The following is a 14,956-nucleotide window of genomic DNA, read 5'->3' on the forward strand; positions in this document are numbered from 1 at the left end:
TGTCTGCTCGGCCAACTAAGCTAGCGCCGTGCTGGATTTGCGCGGGGACCCGATCGAATTGACCGCGGCGCTGATTGACATCCCCAGCGAGTCGAGGAATGAGGCACGCATCGCCGACGAGGTGGAAGCGGCGTTGCGCGCTCAGGCATCGGGGTTCGAGATCATCCGCAACGGCAACGCGGTGCTGGCGCGTACAAAGCTGAACCGGTCCTCGCGGGTGCTGTTGGCCGGACACCTGGACACCGTGCCAGTGGCCGGCAACCTGCCTAGCCGCCGCGAGAACGACCAGCTGCACGGCTGCGGCGCAGCCGACATGAAATCCGGCGACGCGGTCTTCCTTCATCTGGCCGCTACACTGGCCGAACCGACGCACGATCTAACACTGGTGTTCTACGACTGCGAGGAAATCGATTCGGCGGCAAACGGTTTAGGCCGCATCCAGCGCGAGCTGCCGGACTGGCTATCCGCGGATGTAGCCATCTTGGGTGAGCCCACCGCCGGCTGCATCGAGGCTGGTTGCCAGGGCACGTTGCGTGTCGTCCTCAGCGTGACCGGAACTCGCGCGCATTCAGCGCGTTCGTGGTTGGGTGACAACGCAATCCACAAGTTGGGTGCTGTGCTGGACCGGTTGGCCGTCTACCGGGCACGCAGCGTCGACATCGACGGTTGCACCTATCGGGAGGGCCTCTCGGCGGTGCGCGTAGCAGGCGGCGTCGCCGGCAACGTGATCCCCGACGCGGCCTCGGTCACGATCAACTACCGCTTTGCCCCCGACCGGTCGGTGGCCGCGGCATTGCAACATGTCCATGACGTGTTCGACGGGCTCGACGTGCAGATCGAGCAGACGGACGCCGCGGCCGGTGCGCTGCCTGGCCTGTCCGAGCCCGCGGCCAAGGCGCTGGTCGAGGCCGCCGGCGGGCAGGTCCGGGCCAAGTATGGCTGGACTGATGTGTCGCGCTTTGCCGCTTTGGGCATACCGGCGGTCAATTACGGCCCGGGTGATCCCAACCTGGCGCACTGCCGCGACGAACGGGTGCCCGTCGGCAACATCACCGCGGCCGTGGACTTGCTGCGCCGATACCTGGGTGGCTAGCGCTGCTGTGGCCCCAAGCGTGCTGCCGCCTTGGTCGCGTCGGCTGCCGCGGCTGCCATCCCGATCCCGGCCAGCTCCTCAGCCACCGCGGTCAGCTCGGCAGCATCTCCGTCGGCCAGGCCACGGGCGTGCTTGACGAGGATATTTCCTACGGTGCAGTCGATTTCGGCGGCGAGGCGAGTCACCGGGTCCACCGCACGGATGTCGCCCAACCGAACCGCGTTATGCCAGGCGCATAGGGCCACCGCCGCCTGCCCGGCCCGCTCAGCCGTCCGGGCGGCCTCCTGGGCCGCCGCGATGGCCCCTGTCATGTCCTGGGCCGCCGCCCTGGTCCAGGCCCTGGCCAGCCCGAGCTCGGGTGCGAACAACGCGGACTTCGTTCCGTGCCGAGCTTCAGCGCGCTGCAGTGTTTTTGCAGACTCGGCGATATGGCCTTGCTGCGCGATGGCCGTTGCCAACAACATCAGCGACAGCGGACCCCACGAGTAGCCGGTTCGTTCCAGTGTGGCGGCGGCCGGCTCCAGCATCGATGCCGCGGCGCCGAATTCGCCTTTGGTGATCAGTACGTACGCCAACAACACTTCACCGATGGACCGGCCAGGTTGCTGCAGCTCGGCGAAGTCGGTGAACCGCTTGGCCAGCTCCTGAGCCGGCGCGACGTCGCCTGCCAGCAGCAGCGACGTGATCTGAGCCAGGCCCACGGTGAACCGCAGCAGCCCCGGATGTTCGGCGGCCGACGCCCGTTCGGCCAGCCGGTCAACGTCGCCGAACCGGCCCATTCGTGCCGATGATAACGCGGCAGCGCTGGCGGCCCAGGCCACGGCCATGTCGTCGGCAGCCGGTCCGGACAGCACCTCGGTGGCCAGCGTGATGGCCCGCGGCAAGTTTCCGGAGTTCATCGCAAACGTGGCCGCCAGCGCATCCAGGGTGCTGCGGGCCGTGGGCTCGGTCACTCGGCTGCGGGTCGTCTGCAGAAACGCCGTGGCGCGCTCGGGCTCGTTGAGCATCCAGAACCGATTCGCCGCCCGGGGTATCGCCCAGGCCATCAGCTCGGTCTCGGTCAATTCGGCGGGATTCACCGCCGCCAGCACCGCGTCAGCTTCGCGACCGCGACCCTGCCAACCGAGTGCGTAAGCCAAGGGCAGGCGTGCCGCCAGGGCGTCCGACCTATCCAGCGCTGCCCGCGCCAACCGTTCGGCAAGCCGGACGTCGCCGAGCCGCAGGGCCTGCCCGGCTGCGGTCGCCGCATCCGTGACCGCGGCCGGGGTAGCACTGGCGGGGACGTCGATGGCCAGTGAGGACAGCCGTAACTGATCGCTGACATGGTCGGATGGGTGCTTGGCCAGCTGCGCGACCAGCGACACGCGCAATGCATGCGCGTGCTCGGCCGTCAATACGGCGCGTGCGCGGTCGGCGTACAGCGGATGGCCGACAAAAATCTCGCTGGTATCGCTGTCGGGACCCACCCGCACCGCGCCGGCGGCTTCGGCTTGGCCGAGCGTGTCCAACTGCTCGCCACCGACCAGGGCCACCAGGTCGGTGCGCGCCAACGGTTCGGCGATGGCGAGGTAGTCGACAACGGCGCGGGCCGGTTCCGGCAGGGCGCACAGGTACTCGTCGATCACGCCGGACAGCGGCCGACGATCCTCGTCTCGACAGCGCCACCGGCCGTCCACGTGTTCGAGACCACCGCCGTCGATGAGGTGGCGCAGATACAACGGGTTGCCAAGGCTGCGCCGAAAGAGCTCGTCGGCGTCGGCGACGTCCAGTGTCGCGTCCAGCGCCGACTCCACGAACGCCGCGGTTTGGGCCCTGTCGAGCGGCTCGATGGCGACCCGGGTGAGCAGGTCATCGGACCAGAGCGCAGCTATAGCGTCCGGTGGCTCGGCCTCCGAGGCGACGGTGAGCACCAGCCGCGCCGCCCCGGCCCGCGCCAGCTGGTACACCAAGGTGGCCGACAGCGGATCCAGGTTGTGCGCGTCGTCGACCACCAGCAGCAGATCGCCAGCATCACCGGTCAGGGAACTACGCGCCGCCCGCAGCAGCGCCGCGGGCCGCCCAATGTCGGCTCCGGAGGCGGGCAGGCTGATCAAATGGCGGAAAGCGCCGAACGGGATGGCCCGCCCTGGAGCGGTTCCCACCACCCAGCGAGCCCGGCCGCTCCTGCCGTCCTCGGACATGACCTGCTCGGCAGCCAGTTGCGCCAGCAGCGTCTTGCCGACGCCGTGTGGCCCGACCAGCACCACCCCGCACCGATCCGGACTGTCGACGGCCGCCTCCACGTGTTTCCAGACGCGCATCGCCGGATTTTATGGCGGTTGCGCCCAACGACATTCGAGCGGGGGATAGGCCAAAAATGTACGCGGTTCACATCGGTGGTCTACGTTCTGGTGTATGTCGGCGAAAATCGACATTACCGGTGATTGGACTGTGGCCGTGTATTGCGCGGCCTCGCCAACGCACGCGGAGTTGCTAGAGCTGGCCGCCGAAGTCGGCGCGGCAATCGCCGGACGTGGCTGGACGCTGGTGTGGGGAGGTGGCCATGTTTCGGCGATGGGGGCTGTCGCCTCGGCGGCGCGAGCCTGCGGCGGCTGGACCGTCGGCGTGATTCCCAAGATGCTGGTGTACCGCGAACTGGCTGATCACGACGCCGACGAGCTAATCGTCACCGACACCATGTGGGAGCGCAAGCAGATTATGGAAGATCGCTCAGATGCGTTCATCGTGTTGCCGGGCGGTGTCGGCACCCTAGACGAGCTGTTTGACGCATGGACCGACGGGTATCTCGGTACCCATGACAAACCCATTGTGATGGTAGATCCCTGGGGGCATTTCGATGGACTGCGGGCATGGCTGAACGGATTGCTCGACACCGGTTACGTCTCACCCACGGCGATGGAACGGCTGGTGGTAGTCGATAACGTCAAGGACGCTCTGCGGGCCTGCGCACCTTCCTGAGGTTGGTCGACAACCAATTCGACATTTCGCAAACGAATCGAGGGCTTACGTGTCCGATTACTACGGCGGCGCACACACAACGGTCAGGCTGATCGACCTGGCAACTCGGATGCCGCGAGTGTTGGCGGACACGCCGGTGATTGTGCGTGGGGCAATGACCGGGCTGCTGGCCCGGCCGAATTCCAAGGCGTCGATCGGCACGGTGTTCCAGGACCGGGCCGCTCGCTACGGTGACCGAGTCTTCCTGAAATTCGGCGATCAGCAGCTGACCTACCGCGACGCTAACGCCACCGCCAACCGGTACGCCGCGGTGTTGGCCGCCCGCGGCGTCGGCCCCGGCGACGTCGTTGGCATCATGTTGCGTAACTCACCCAGCACAGTCTTGGCGATGCTGGCCACGGTCAAGTGCGGCGCTATCGCCGGCATGCTCAACTACCACCAGCGCGGCGAGGTGTTGGCGCACAGCCTGGGTCTGCTGGACGCGAAGGTACTGATCGCAGAGTCCGACTTGGTCAGCGCCGTCGCCGAATGCGGCGCCTCGCGCGGCCGGGTAGCGGGCGACGTGCTGACCGTCGAGGACGTGGAGCGATTCGCCACAACGGCGCCCGCCACCAACCCGGCGTCGGCGTCGGCGGTGCAAGCCAAAGACACCGCGTTCTACATCTTCACCTCGGGCACCACCGGATTTCCCAAGGCCAGTGTCATGACGCATCATCGGTGGCTGCGGGCGCTGGCCGTCTTCGGAGGGATGGGGCTGCGGCTGAAGGGTTCCGACACGCTCTACAGCTGCCTGCCGCTGTACCACAACAACGCGTTAACGGTCGCGGTGTCGTCGGTGATCAATTCTGGGGCGACCCTGGCGCTGGGTAAGTCGTTTTCGGCGTCGCGGTTCTGGGATGAGGTGATTGCCAACCGGGCGACGGCGTTCGTCTACATCGGCGAAATCTGCCGTTATCTGCTCAACCAGCCGGCCAAGCCGACCGACCGTGCCCACCAGGTGCGGGTGATCTGCGGTAACGGGCTGCGGCCGGAGATCTGGGATGAGTTCACCACCCGCTTCGGGGTCGCGCGGGTGTGCGAGTTCTACGCCGCCAGCGAAGGCAACTCGGCCTTTATCAACATCTTCAACGTGCCCAGGACCGCCGGGGTATCGCCGATGCCGCTTGCCTTTGTGGAATACGACCTGGACACCGGCGATCCGCTGCGGGATGCGAGCGGGCGAGTGCGCCGGGTACCCGACGGTGAACCCGGCCTGTTGCTTAGCCGGGTCAACCGGCTGCAGCCGTTCGACGGCTACACCGACCCGGTTGCCAGCGAAAAGAAGTTGGTGCGCAACGCTTTTCGAGATGGCGACTGTTGGTTCAACACCGGTGACGTGATGAGCCCGCAGGGCATGGGCCATGCCGCCTTCGTCGATCGGCTGGGCGACACCTTCCGCTGGAAGGGCGAGAATGTCGCCACCACTCAGGTCGAAGCGGCACTGGCCTCCGACCAGACCGTCGAGGAGTGCACGGTCTACGGCGTCCAGATTCCGCGCACCGGCGGGCGCGCCGGAATGGCCGCGATCACACTGCGCGCTGGCGCCGAATTCGACGGCCAGGCGCTGGCCCGAACGGTTTACGGTCACTTGCCCGGCTATGCACTTCCGCTCTTTGTTCGGGTAGTGGGGTCGCTGGCGCACACCACGACGTTCAAGAGTCGCAAGGTGGAGTTGCGCAACCAGGCCTATGGCGCCGACATCGAGGATCCGCTGTACGTACTGGCCGGCCCGGACGAAGGATATGTGCCGTACTACGCCGAATACCCTGAGGAGGTTTCGCTCGGAAGGCGACCGCAGGGCTAGCGGATTCCGGGCGCAGTCTCGATACCCGTACCGGACGCTCGACGGTGACCAGGCACTATGGATGCGTGCGTTCAACACCGCCGGCCTCAGCCGGTCGTTCAACACCGCCGGCGTTAGCCGGCCATTCAACACCGCCGGCGTTAGCCGGCCATTCAACGCTGTGCGGCCGTCCAGTCGCAGGTGATCGTGCGCTGATCATGGCGATCGTCAACCGCACCCCGGATTCGTTTTACGACAAGGGTGCGACTTTCAGCGACGCGGCTGCCAGAGACGCGGTCCACCGGGCCGTCGCCGACGGTGCCGACGTCATCGACGTCGGCGGTGTCAAAGCCGGCCCGGGTGAACGCGTCGACGTCGACACCGAGATCACGCGGCTGGTGCCGTTCATCGAATGGCTCCGCGGTGCTTACCCGGACCAGCTGATCAGTGTCGACACCTGGCGCGCGCAGGTGGCGAAGGCGGCCTGCGCGGCGGGTGCGGACCTGATCAACGACACCTGGGGTGGCGTCGACCCGGCCATGCCCGAGGTGGCCGCCGAGTTCGGCGCGGGCCTGGTGTGTGCGCACACCGGCGGCGCGCTGCCACGCACGCGACCCTTCCGGGTGAGCTACGGTACGACTACCCGCGGTGTGGTGGATGCTGTGATTAGCCAGGTCACAGCCGCCGCCGAGCGGGCCGTCGCGGCCGGGGTGGCCCGCGAGAAGGTGTTGATCGACCCGGCACACGACTTCGGCAAGAACACCTTCCATGGGCTGCTGCTATTGCGACACGTGGCCGATCTTGTTATGACCGGGTGGCCCGTGCTGATGGCTTTGAGCAACAAGGACGTTGTCGGGGAGACTCTGGGCGTGGATTTGACCGAACGGCTTGAGGGAACGCTGGCAGCCACCGCGTTGGCTGCGGCCGCCGGGGCGCGCATGTTTCGGGTGCATGAGGTCGCCGCCACCCGGCGGGTGCTGGAAATGGTGGCATCGATTCAGGGGGTCCGGCCGCCGACGCGCACGGTGAGAGGACTCGCATGACAGCATCGGAGCTGGTCGCCGGCGATCTCGCCGGTGGCAGGGCCCCTGGCGCGCTGCCCTTGGACACTACTTGGCACCGTCCCGGCTGGACGATCGGGGAGTTGGAAGCGGCAAAGGCCGGACGGACGATTTCGGTGGTGCTGCCGGCCCTCAACGAGGAAGCGACCATCGAATCGGTGATCGACAGCATCTCTCCGCTGGTCGATGGCCTGGTCGATGAATTGATCGTGCTGGACTCCGGTTCCACCGACGACACCGAGATCCGGGCCATCGCCTCCGGCGCCCGGGTTGTCAGCCGTGAACAGGCGTTGCCCGAGGTGCCGGTACGGCCCGGCAAAGGTGAGGCATTGTGGCGTTCACTGGCGGCCACCAGCGGCGACATCGTGGTGTTCATCGACTCAGACCTGATCAACCCGCACCCCTTGTTTGTGCCATGGCTGGTCGGTCCGCTGCTCACCGGCGAAGGCATTCAGCTGGTCAAGAGCTTTTACCGACGGCCGCTGCAGGTCAGCGACGTGACGAGTGGGGTGTGCGCCACCGGCGGCGGGAGGGTCACCGAGCTGGTGGCGCGGCCACTGTTAGCCGCGCTGCGGCCCGAGCTGGGTTGTGTACTGCAGCCGCTGAGCGGTGAGTATGCGGCCAGCCGGGAGCTGCTGACATCGCTGCCATTTGCCCCCGGCTACGGCGTGGAGATCGGCCTCTTGATAGACACGTTCGACCGGTTGGGCCTGGACGCAATCGCCCAGGTCAACTTGGGCGTTCGGGCGCACCGTAACCGGCCCCTAGACGAGCTCGGTGCGATGAGCCGCCAGGTCATCGCGACCCTGCTGTCGCGCTGTGGAATTCCCGATTCCGGTGTCGGGCTGACCCAGTTCTTGCCCGGCGGCCCGGACGATAGTGACTACACGCGGCACACCTGGCCGGTATCACTAGTCGACCGGCCGCCGATGAAGGTGATGCGGCCGCGCTGACCGACACCGCGTCGGCGCCTTAGGGCAAGATCGGTGACGTGGCGTTGGTGTTGGTGTACCTGGTGGTGCTGGTCCTGGTGGCGATCGTGCTGTTCGCTGCGGCGAGCTTGCTATTCGGCCGTGGCGAGCAGTTGCCGCCCCTGCCGCGGGCGACGACGGCGACGACGCTGCCGGCGTTCGGGGTCACCCGCGCCGACGTCGACGCGGTCAAGTTCACGCAGGTGCTGCGCGGGTACAAGACCAGCGAGGTGGACTGGGTGCTGGAACGGCTCGGCCGTGAGCTCGAGGCGCTACGCTCTCAGCTCGGGGCGATCCACGCCTCGTCGGAAGACGCCGAGGCCGAGTCTGACGCGTCAAACCCTTCGCGCGGCGAGACCGTCGTGCACTACCGTTCTGACCCCGCGTGAGCGGCGACGGGCTGGTTCGCTGCCCCTGGGCGGAGGTTCGTCCAGGGCCCGATGCCCAGCTGTACCGCGACTATCACGACAACGAATGGGGGCGTCCGCTGTACGGCCGGGTGGCTTTGTTCGAGCGAATGAGCCTGGAGGCCTTCCAGAGTGGCCTGTCATGGTTGATAATCCTGCGCAAGCGGGAGAATTTCCGGCGCGCATTCTCTGGGTTCGACATCGACAAGATCGCTCGCTACACCGATACCGATGTGCGACGGCTACTCGCCGATGACGGAATCGTGCGCAACCGCGCCAAGATTGAGGCGACGATCGCCAACGCGCGCGCAGCTGCCGATCTGGGGTCGTCCGAAGACCTATCCGAGCTGCTGTGGTCGTTCGCGCCACCGCCTCGGCCCCGGCCCGTCGACGGTTCCGAAATTCCCTCGGTCAGCACGGAATCGAAGGCTATGTCGCGTGAGTTGAAGCGGCGCGGGTTCCGTTTCGTCGGGCCCACCACCGCCTATGCGTTGATGCAGGCGACCGGGATGGTCGACGACCATATCCAAGCATGCTGGGTGCCCACTGAGCGACCTTTTGACCAGCCGGGCTGCCCGATGGCGGCCCGGTGAAGTCATTGCGCCGGGGCTTGTGCACCTGATGAACCCGAATAGGGAACAATAGGGGGGTGATTTGGCAGTTCAATGTCGGGTATGGCTGGAAATCCAATGGCGGGGCATGCTCGGCGCCGACCAGGCTCGCGCAGGCGGGCCAGCCCGAATCTGGAGGGAGCACTCAATGGCGGCGATGAAGCCCCGGACCGGCGACGGTCCTTTGGAAGCAACTAAGGAGGGGCGCGGCATTGTGATGCGAGTACCACTTGAGGGTGGCGGTCGCCTGGTCGTCGAGCTGACACCCGACGAAGCCGCCGCACTGGGTGACGAACTCAAAGGCGTTACTAGCTAAGACCAGCCCAACGGCGAATGGTCGGCGTTACGCGCACACCTTCCGGTAGATGTCCAGTGTCTGCTCGGCGATGTATGCCCAGGAGAACTCTTGGATACAGCGCTGGCGTCCGGCATGCCCGTAGCGCTCCGCCGTTGCCGGGTCGGCGACCAAGGCATTGACCGCCTCAGCCAATCTGGCCTGGTAACCGGTCGCGTCGTCGGCGTCGTAGTGCACCAGTGAGCCGGTGATCCCGTCGGCGACCACCTCGGGGATCCCGCCGACGTCGGAGGCCACCACGGCGGTTGCGCACGCCATCGCTTCCAGGTTTACGATACCCAGCGGCTCGTACACCGACGGGCACACGAAAACTGTTGCTGCCGAAAGTATTTCTCGTAGTTGTCCGATGGTAAGCCGGTCTTGGATCCAAAACACGCCAGTGCGATTGCGGGCCAGTTCGGCCACCGCGACGCGCACTTCGTCGGCTACTTCCGGCGTGTCCGCAGCACCCGCGCAGAGCACTAGCTGTACGTCCGATCTGAATCGGTGCGCAGCTGTTACCAGGTGGACGACTCCCTTTTGCCGGGTGATTCGCCCGACGAACACCACCATGGGCCGGTTCGGATCGACCCCGAGCTCGGCCAGCACCGACCCGGTACGCGCGGGCCCGGCCGGATACCACATCTCGGTGTCGATCCCGTTCCGGATGACGTGCACCAGGTTCGGATCCAGGCTGGGATAGACCCGCAACATGTCGTTGCGCATTGCAGAACTGACCGCAATGACCGCGTTGGCGGCCAGCACCGCGGTCTGCTCGACCCATGTCGATACCTGGTAGCCGCCGCCGAGTTGCTCCTTCTTCCATGGCCGCAACGGTTCGAGCGAATGTGCGGTCAAAACATGCGGGATGTCGTAGAGTATCGCGGCCAGATGCCCCGCCAGAGCGGTGTACCAGGTGTGTGAATGCACGACGGTGGCCGCGCTGGCGGCATTGGCCATCACCAGGTCCGCGGACAAGGTGGACAGCGCCGCGTTGGCGCTGCCTAGCCTCGGGTCGGGCCGATAGGCAAATGCGCCCGGGCGGGGTGCGCCCATGCAGTGCACGTCGACCGCGCACAGCCGGCGTAGGTAGGCAACCAGTTCGGTGACATGTACCCCGGCTCCACCGTAAACCTCCGGTGGGTATTCCCGAGTCAACATCGCCACCCGCACACCCCGCACCGTAGTGCGGTGACGGGGCGGCCCGCGTGGCGGGCCGAGGAGGAGGCGGAGGCGGCACGCGTGGCGGGCCGAGGAGGAGGCGGAGGCGGCACAGCACCCGTCGAACGGGGCCAAACACCTTGACGGACAGCCCGTCAGAGCAGTAGCCAGGGGCGGATTCCCCTTGGCAGTGGTTTGCGGGGGCCGATAGGTTTGAGCCATGAGAGAAGTGCCGCACGTGCTGGGCATAGTCTTAGCCGGCGGTGAGGGCAAGCGGCTTTATCCGCTGACCGCGGACCGGGCCAAGCCCGCGGTTCCTTTCGGCGGCGCCTATCGATTGATCGATTTCGTACTCTCAAACCTCGTCAACGCCCGGTATCTGAGGATCTGTGTTCTCACCCAATACAAGTCGCATTCACTGGACCGCCATATCTCGCAGAACTGGCGGTTGTCTGGTCTGGCGGGTGAGTACATCACCCCGGTGCCGGCACAGCAGCGCCTCGGCCCGCGCTGGTATACCGGCTCCGCCGATGCGATCTATCAATCGCTGAACTTGATCTACGACGAAGATCCAGACTACATAGTGGTTTTCGGCGCCGACCACGTCTACCGTATGGATCCCGAACAGATGGTCCGGTTCCACATCGACAGCGGTGCCGGCGCGACGGTGGCCGGCATACGGGTTCCACGTGAAAATGCGACCGCGTTCGGTTGTATCGACGCCGATGACTCCGGCCGTATTCGCAGCTTCGTTGAGAAGCCGCTGGAGCCGCCCGGAACCCCCGACGACCCCGACACCACGTTCGTCTCAATGGGCAACTACATTTTCACGACCAAGGTGCTTATCGACGCGATTCGCGCCGACGCCGACGACGACCACTCGGACCACGACATGGGTGGTGACATCGTTCCGCGGTTGGTGGCCGACGGTATGGCGGCGGTCTATGACTTCTCCGATAACGAAGTGCCTGGTGCCACCGATCGCGACCGAGCATATTGGCGCGACGTCGGGACGCTTGACGCGTTTTACGACGCACATATGGACCTGGTGTCGGTGCACCCGGTGTTCAACCTGTACAACAAGCGGTGGCCGATCCGCGGGGAGTCGGAGAACCTGGCGCCGGCGAAGTTCGTCAATGGCGGCTCCGCACAGGAGTCGGTGGTTGGTGCCGGCAGCATTATCTCGGCGGCCTCGGTGCGTAATTCGGTGCTGTCGTCGAACGTCGTGGTCGACGACGGCGCGATCGTTGAGGGCAGTGTGATCATGCCCGGCACCCGCGTTGGGCGCGGGGCGGTGGTGCGCCACGCGATCCTGGACAAGAACGTCGTCGTCGGGCCCGGTGAGATGGTCGGCGTGGATCTGGAGAAGGACCGGGAACGCTTCGCGATCAGCGCCGGCGGCGTGGTCGCCGTGGGCAAGGGTGTTTGGATCTAGGTCCGGTTAGCGGCGCGAGCAGACACAGAATCGCCCATTTCGGCACGAAATTGGGCGATTCTGCGTCTGCTCGGCGCGGTGGGGCGCGCCGGCTAGGGCCCTGGCGGCCCGGGTTGGCCGAACAGCTGCCCGCCAGCGCCGCCGCGAGCGCCGGCCGCGGCGGCCCCGCGCCACCTCCCACGCCGCCGTTGCCGATCAACCCGGCGGGCCCGCCGTCTTGGCCCGGTCCGCCATTGGCGCCGTCACCGATCGAACAGTGCCTGGGTGGGAGCGTTGATCACATTCAGCACGTCTTGCTGCACGCTCTGCGCCACAGCAGCGTTGACGGCTTCGGCAGCCGCATAGGCCCCGCCAGCGCCGGTCAGGGCTTGTACGAACTGCTGATGAAACGCCGTCGCCTGCAAGCTAAGCGCCTGATAGGCCTGAGCGTGTCTGGCGAACAGTGACGCCACGACCGCCGATACTTCATCGGCACAGGCGGCCAGCATCGCGGTGGTTGGGGCTGCCGCGGCGGCATTGGCCGCGCTCAATGCCGAGCCGATGCCCGCCAAATCCGTTGCCGCCGATGCCAGCACGTCCGGGGCGCCACCAGATACGACATGGCCACACCTTATCGTGGGCTCGTTACGGCATGCGGTGTTTTCGACGGACTCGTCACCGACGCCGCGCGTGTGACGCGCGCCGTCAGCCAGCGCTCGGCAACCCGGGCTACCCAGGGACCTCCGCTATCAGCAGGTGCGCGTCGTAGCGTGGGCCCCAGTGCAGCGTGACACGACCACGCGGCGGGCGTGGGTAGGCGGCCGGGAATTGGCCGGTGAGCGGGTTGCGGGGGGACAACCAGCGTCCGCCAACCACCAGTCGTAACTGTTCGCCGGCGCGGAACAATGTCGCCGACGGGCCAAGCGCGACATCGACGGCGACGACCTCGCCGGCGGTGACCGGCCGGGGCCGAACACACGCCGGGACCGGCTCCCATGGCTGCGAGAGCTCGGGGTCGAGCTCGCGCAGCGAGACCCGCTGCCAGCCGGTGGTCACCCGGTCACGGCCCCAGCCGTAGGACCCCTCAAACGCAACGAACTGGCCATCGCGCCACTTCTCCACTCCGACGAACAGGTTCGCGTCGTCGCAGCCATCCAATTGAACCCACAGGCGGGCGGCCATCGGGCCGGTCAACTCGATGTCTTCGGGGATCGTCCAATTGAATGCTGCTGCCCGAGAGCGAGTTTGGAACCTGATGCTGCCCGCCGTCGGCGGCGGCTCGGTTGCCAGCAGCCCCGGCCCGGCGAGATACATTGGCCGCCAACGCGTGCCGGCAAGCGGCCACTGGGTCTCTTCACGCACCGCGGTGATGGTGTCGCGATCCTCACGCACCTCGAGGCGAACGCTGCGCGAACCGGAGGAGCCGGCCAGCGCGTCTCGCAAGAACTTCAGCTGCTCGGACAGCGCGGTCGCTGAGTAGAAGGTCTCCCATTTGCCCCCGCGATGGGTATACAGCCGGGCGTGACCGCAGCCGCTGCGGGTAAAAGCGCGGATCGACCCGCGGCTGTGCAAGTTGTTGTCCGAGAAGCTACCGCAGACCAGCATCGGAACCTTGATCGCCGACAGGTCGGGTACTCGCGAGCGCCAGAAATCGTCGCGCAGCGGGTGAGCCTCTTGCATCTGCTCCATGTCGTAGGTCTGACGTGTGCGACGTCGCACCCCGCGCGACCACAGCCGGGTGAACCCTGACTCCCGGATGCCGCCGGGAAAGGCCAAGTCGCGGTAGGCGTCGGTGAAACCCTCCCACGGGCAGATCGCCCGCAGCGCCGGCGGTTGCAGCGCGGCCACGGCGTACTGGCTAATGGCCAGATAAGACACCCCCAGCATGACGACGCGCCCATCACTCCATGACTGGTCGGCGAGCCATCCCACCAGGTCGTAGGTGTCCTCGGCTTCCTGGTGTGACAGCAGGTCTCCGGTGCCGTCGGAGCGGCCGCAGCCGCGCGAATCCGCATTGACCACGACGAAGCCCTGCGCGGTCCACCACGCCGGGTCCGGCGCCTCCCAGCCGGTCAGCGCCGAGAAGGTCAGCGGCTTCGGCTGGCGCAGCATCCGGTATTGTGGTGAGAACGTCCACCGGTTGCCCCGCCGCCGCGGCAGGGCGTCCTTGCCGTAGGGATGGATGCTCGCGATCACCGGCCTAGCCCCACCTTCGGCGCTACGAAAGACGTTGATCCGCAGCAGCGTTCCGTCGCGGGTAGGCACCTCGACGTCGCGTTCTATGACGACGTCGGCCGGCGGATCGGTGACGGTGATCGGCGGCTTGGCGACGCCGCGAACCCGCTCCAGCGCATACCGGAGAGCACCGGGACGTCGCCACGGCCGGTCCAAGGCAGGTGACGGGTTTCTGGCCACGCCCGTTACCCTAAAGCTATTCGACCGCTACCACACGTAGGGCAACAGCCGGTAGCGCACCAGTTGCCGGTATTCGCGGTACCCGCTGAGTTCTTGCGTCAGTAGTTTTTCCTCGTCGAGGATGCGGAACACCAACACCAGTGTGCCGGGGACGAGGATGAACATCGCCCAGTAAGAGCCCAGTGCCAGCGGTATGCCTGTCATCATGACCACGTTCCCGGCGTACATCGGGTGTCGGACAATTTTGTAGAGACCGTCGGAGGCCAATATCTGGCCCGCCTCCACCCTGACCGTCGAGGCGGCATACCTGTTCTGGATGACCACCAGCATGGCGATGCCAAGGCCCGTCATCACTAGGACGTCGCCGATCACGCACACCGCGGCTGGCACTGACGACCAACCATAACGATGGTCGAACGCGCTCAGCACCATCATCGCGAAGAACCCCAGAAACGCGCCGATGACGATGAACTTCTGAATTGTTCGGCCCTCCGCGAGCGGACCGCTGCGCATGCGACGTTGCAGGGCCGCGGGATCGTTGCGAGCCAGATAGATTGTGGGGCCAATCGTGGTGCTCACAAATGCGGCGAGGAACACCCACGCCTGCCAATAGTCGAACGTGCCGGCTGGCACGAATAGGAGCGCGCCGAAAACGACGAGTCCTAACACGCCCCATATGAATATCTTCAGCCCAATGTGCATGGCTCCT

Annotated in this window: 13 protein-coding genes and 1 pseudogene; 9 read left to right on the plus strand and 5 right to left on the minus strand. The window is 66.3% G+C overall.

What is annotated here, in order from left to right; translation table 11 throughout:
* The first annotated feature begins 28 nt into the window (after positions 1-28).
* Positions 29-1,093 carry a succinyl-diaminopimelate desuccinylase gene (gene dapE, locus MCAN_RS06405; RefSeq protein ID WP_014000664.1) on the plus strand — a complete coding sequence of 355 codons (1,065 nt, stop codon included), beginning with the start codon at positions 29-31 and terminating at the stop codon, positions 1,091-1,093.
* Here dapE and MCAN_RS06415 read toward each other — a convergent pair.
* Complete coding sequence (locus tag MCAN_RS06415; RefSeq protein ID WP_014000665.1) at positions 1,090-3,393, minus strand: ATP-binding protein; 2,304 nt, start codon at positions 3,391-3,393, stop codon at positions 1,090-1,092. The genes dapE and MCAN_RS06415 overlap by 4 nt on opposite strands.
* 94 nt (positions 3,394-3,487) lie before the next feature.
* Here MCAN_RS06415 and MCAN_RS06420 point away from each other — a divergent pair, with 94 nt between their 5' ends.
* The 7 genes from MCAN_RS06420 to MCAN_RS06450 all read left to right on the plus strand — a co-directional run bounded on the left by MCAN_RS06420 (position 3,488) and on the right by MCAN_RS06450 (position 9,239).
* Complete coding sequence (locus MCAN_RS06420; RefSeq protein WP_003898770.1) at positions 3,488-4,051, plus strand: LOG family protein; 564 nt, start codon at positions 3,488-3,490, stop codon at positions 4,049-4,051.
* Positions 4,052-4,100: 49 nt separating this feature from the next.
* Positions 4,101-5,894, plus strand: a complete 1,794-nt coding sequence (gene fadD6 / locus MCAN_RS06425) for a long-chain-acyl-CoA synthetase FadD6 (protein WP_003406240.1) — start codon at positions 4,101-4,103, stop codon at positions 5,892-5,894.
* Positions 5,895-5,959: 65 nt separating this feature from the next.
* Positions 5,960-6,916: a dihydropteroate synthase gene (gene folP / locus MCAN_RS06430; protein WP_003406241.1), complete on the plus strand. Its 957-nt coding sequence runs from the start codon at positions 5,960-5,962 to the stop codon at positions 6,914-6,916.
* The gene (locus MCAN_RS06435) at positions 6,913-7,887 is read left to right on the plus strand and encodes a glucosyl-3-phosphoglycerate synthase (protein WP_003406242.1); all 975 of its coding nucleotides are present in this window, start codon (positions 6,913-6,915) and stop codon (positions 7,885-7,887) included. Before folP ends, MCAN_RS06435 begins: the two co-directional genes overlap by 4 nt.
* Positions 7,888-7,925: 38 nt before the next feature.
* Positions 7,926-8,294 carry a DivIVA domain-containing protein gene (locus tag MCAN_RS06440; RefSeq protein ID WP_003406243.1) on the plus strand — a complete coding sequence of 123 codons (369 nt, stop codon included), beginning with the start codon at positions 7,926-7,928 and terminating at the stop codon, positions 8,292-8,294.
* Positions 8,291-8,905, plus strand: coding sequence for a DNA-3-methyladenine glycosylase I (locus tag MCAN_RS06445; RefSeq protein WP_003406244.1), 615 nt, complete (start codon positions 8,291-8,293; stop codon positions 8,903-8,905). Before MCAN_RS06440 ends, MCAN_RS06445 begins: the two co-directional genes overlap by 4 nt.
* Before the next feature lie 166 nt (positions 8,906-9,071).
* Complete coding sequence (locus MCAN_RS06450) at positions 9,072-9,239, plus strand: DUF3117 domain-containing protein (protein WP_003406247.1); 168 nt, start codon at positions 9,072-9,074, stop codon at positions 9,237-9,239.
* 27 nt (positions 9,240-9,266) lie between these two features.
* Here MCAN_RS06450 and glgA read toward each other — a convergent pair whose 3' ends face one another.
* Entirely contained in the window at positions 9,267-10,430 is a 1,164-nt protein-coding gene (gene glgA, locus MCAN_RS06455) for a glycogen synthase (protein ID WP_014000666.1), read from the minus strand.
* A gap of 208 nt (positions 10,431-10,638) precedes the next feature.
* Here glgA and glgC point away from each other — a divergent pair, with 208 nt between their 5' ends.
* Positions 10,639-11,853: a glucose-1-phosphate adenylyltransferase gene (gene glgC / locus MCAN_RS06460; RefSeq protein WP_003406249.1), complete on the plus strand. Its 1,215-nt coding sequence runs from the start codon at positions 10,639-10,641 to the stop codon at positions 11,851-11,853.
* A gap of 98 nt (positions 11,854-11,951) precedes the next feature.
* Here glgC and MCAN_RS23275 read toward each other — a convergent pair.
* From MCAN_RS23275 to MCAN_RS06475, 3 genes and pseudogenes are all read right to left on the minus strand, one after another.
* Positions 11,952-12,467: pseudogene (locus MCAN_RS23275) on the minus strand (PE family protein); the annotation flags it as partial.
* A gap of 94 nt (positions 12,468-12,561) precedes the next feature.
* Entirely contained in the window at positions 12,562-14,247 is a 1,686-nt protein-coding gene (locus MCAN_RS06470) for a CocE/NonD family hydrolase (protein WP_014000667.1), read from the minus strand.
* A gap of 27 nt (positions 14,248-14,274) precedes the next feature.
* Positions 14,275-14,949: a methyltransferase family protein gene (locus MCAN_RS06475; RefSeq protein WP_014000668.1), complete on the minus strand. Its 675-nt coding sequence runs from the start codon at positions 14,947-14,949 to the stop codon at positions 14,275-14,277.
* Positions 14,950-14,956: the final 7 nt, after the last annotated feature.

This window comes from Mycobacterium canetti CIPT 140010059, from assembly GCF_000253375.1.
Classification (GTDB): Bacteria; Actinomycetota; Actinomycetes; order Mycobacteriales; family Mycobacteriaceae; genus Mycobacterium; species Mycobacterium tuberculosis.

Coding starts and splice junctions, on each gene's coding strand:
- MCAN_RS06415 (WP_014000665.1), bottom strand. CDS start 3,393: ATGCGCGTCTGGAAACACGTGGAGGCGGCCGTCGACAGTCCGGATCGG.
- MCAN_RS06420 (WP_003898770.1), top strand. CDS start 3,488: ATGTCGGCGAAAATCGACATTACCGGTGATTGGACTGTGGCCGTGTAT.
- MCAN_RS06435 (WP_003406242.1), top strand. CDS start 6,913: ATGACAGCATCGGAGCTGGTCGCCGGCGATCTCGCCGGTGGCAGGGCC.
- MCAN_RS06450 (WP_003406247.1), top strand. CDS start 9,072: ATGGCGGCGATGAAGCCCCGGACCGGCGACGGTCCTTTGGAAGCAACT.
- glgC (WP_003406249.1), top strand. CDS start 10,639: ATGAGAGAAGTGCCGCACGTGCTGGGCATAGTCTTAGCCGGCGGTGAG.
- MCAN_RS06475 (WP_014000668.1), bottom strand. CDS start 14,949: ATGCACATTGGGCTGAAGATATTCATATGGGGCGTGTTAGGACTCGTC.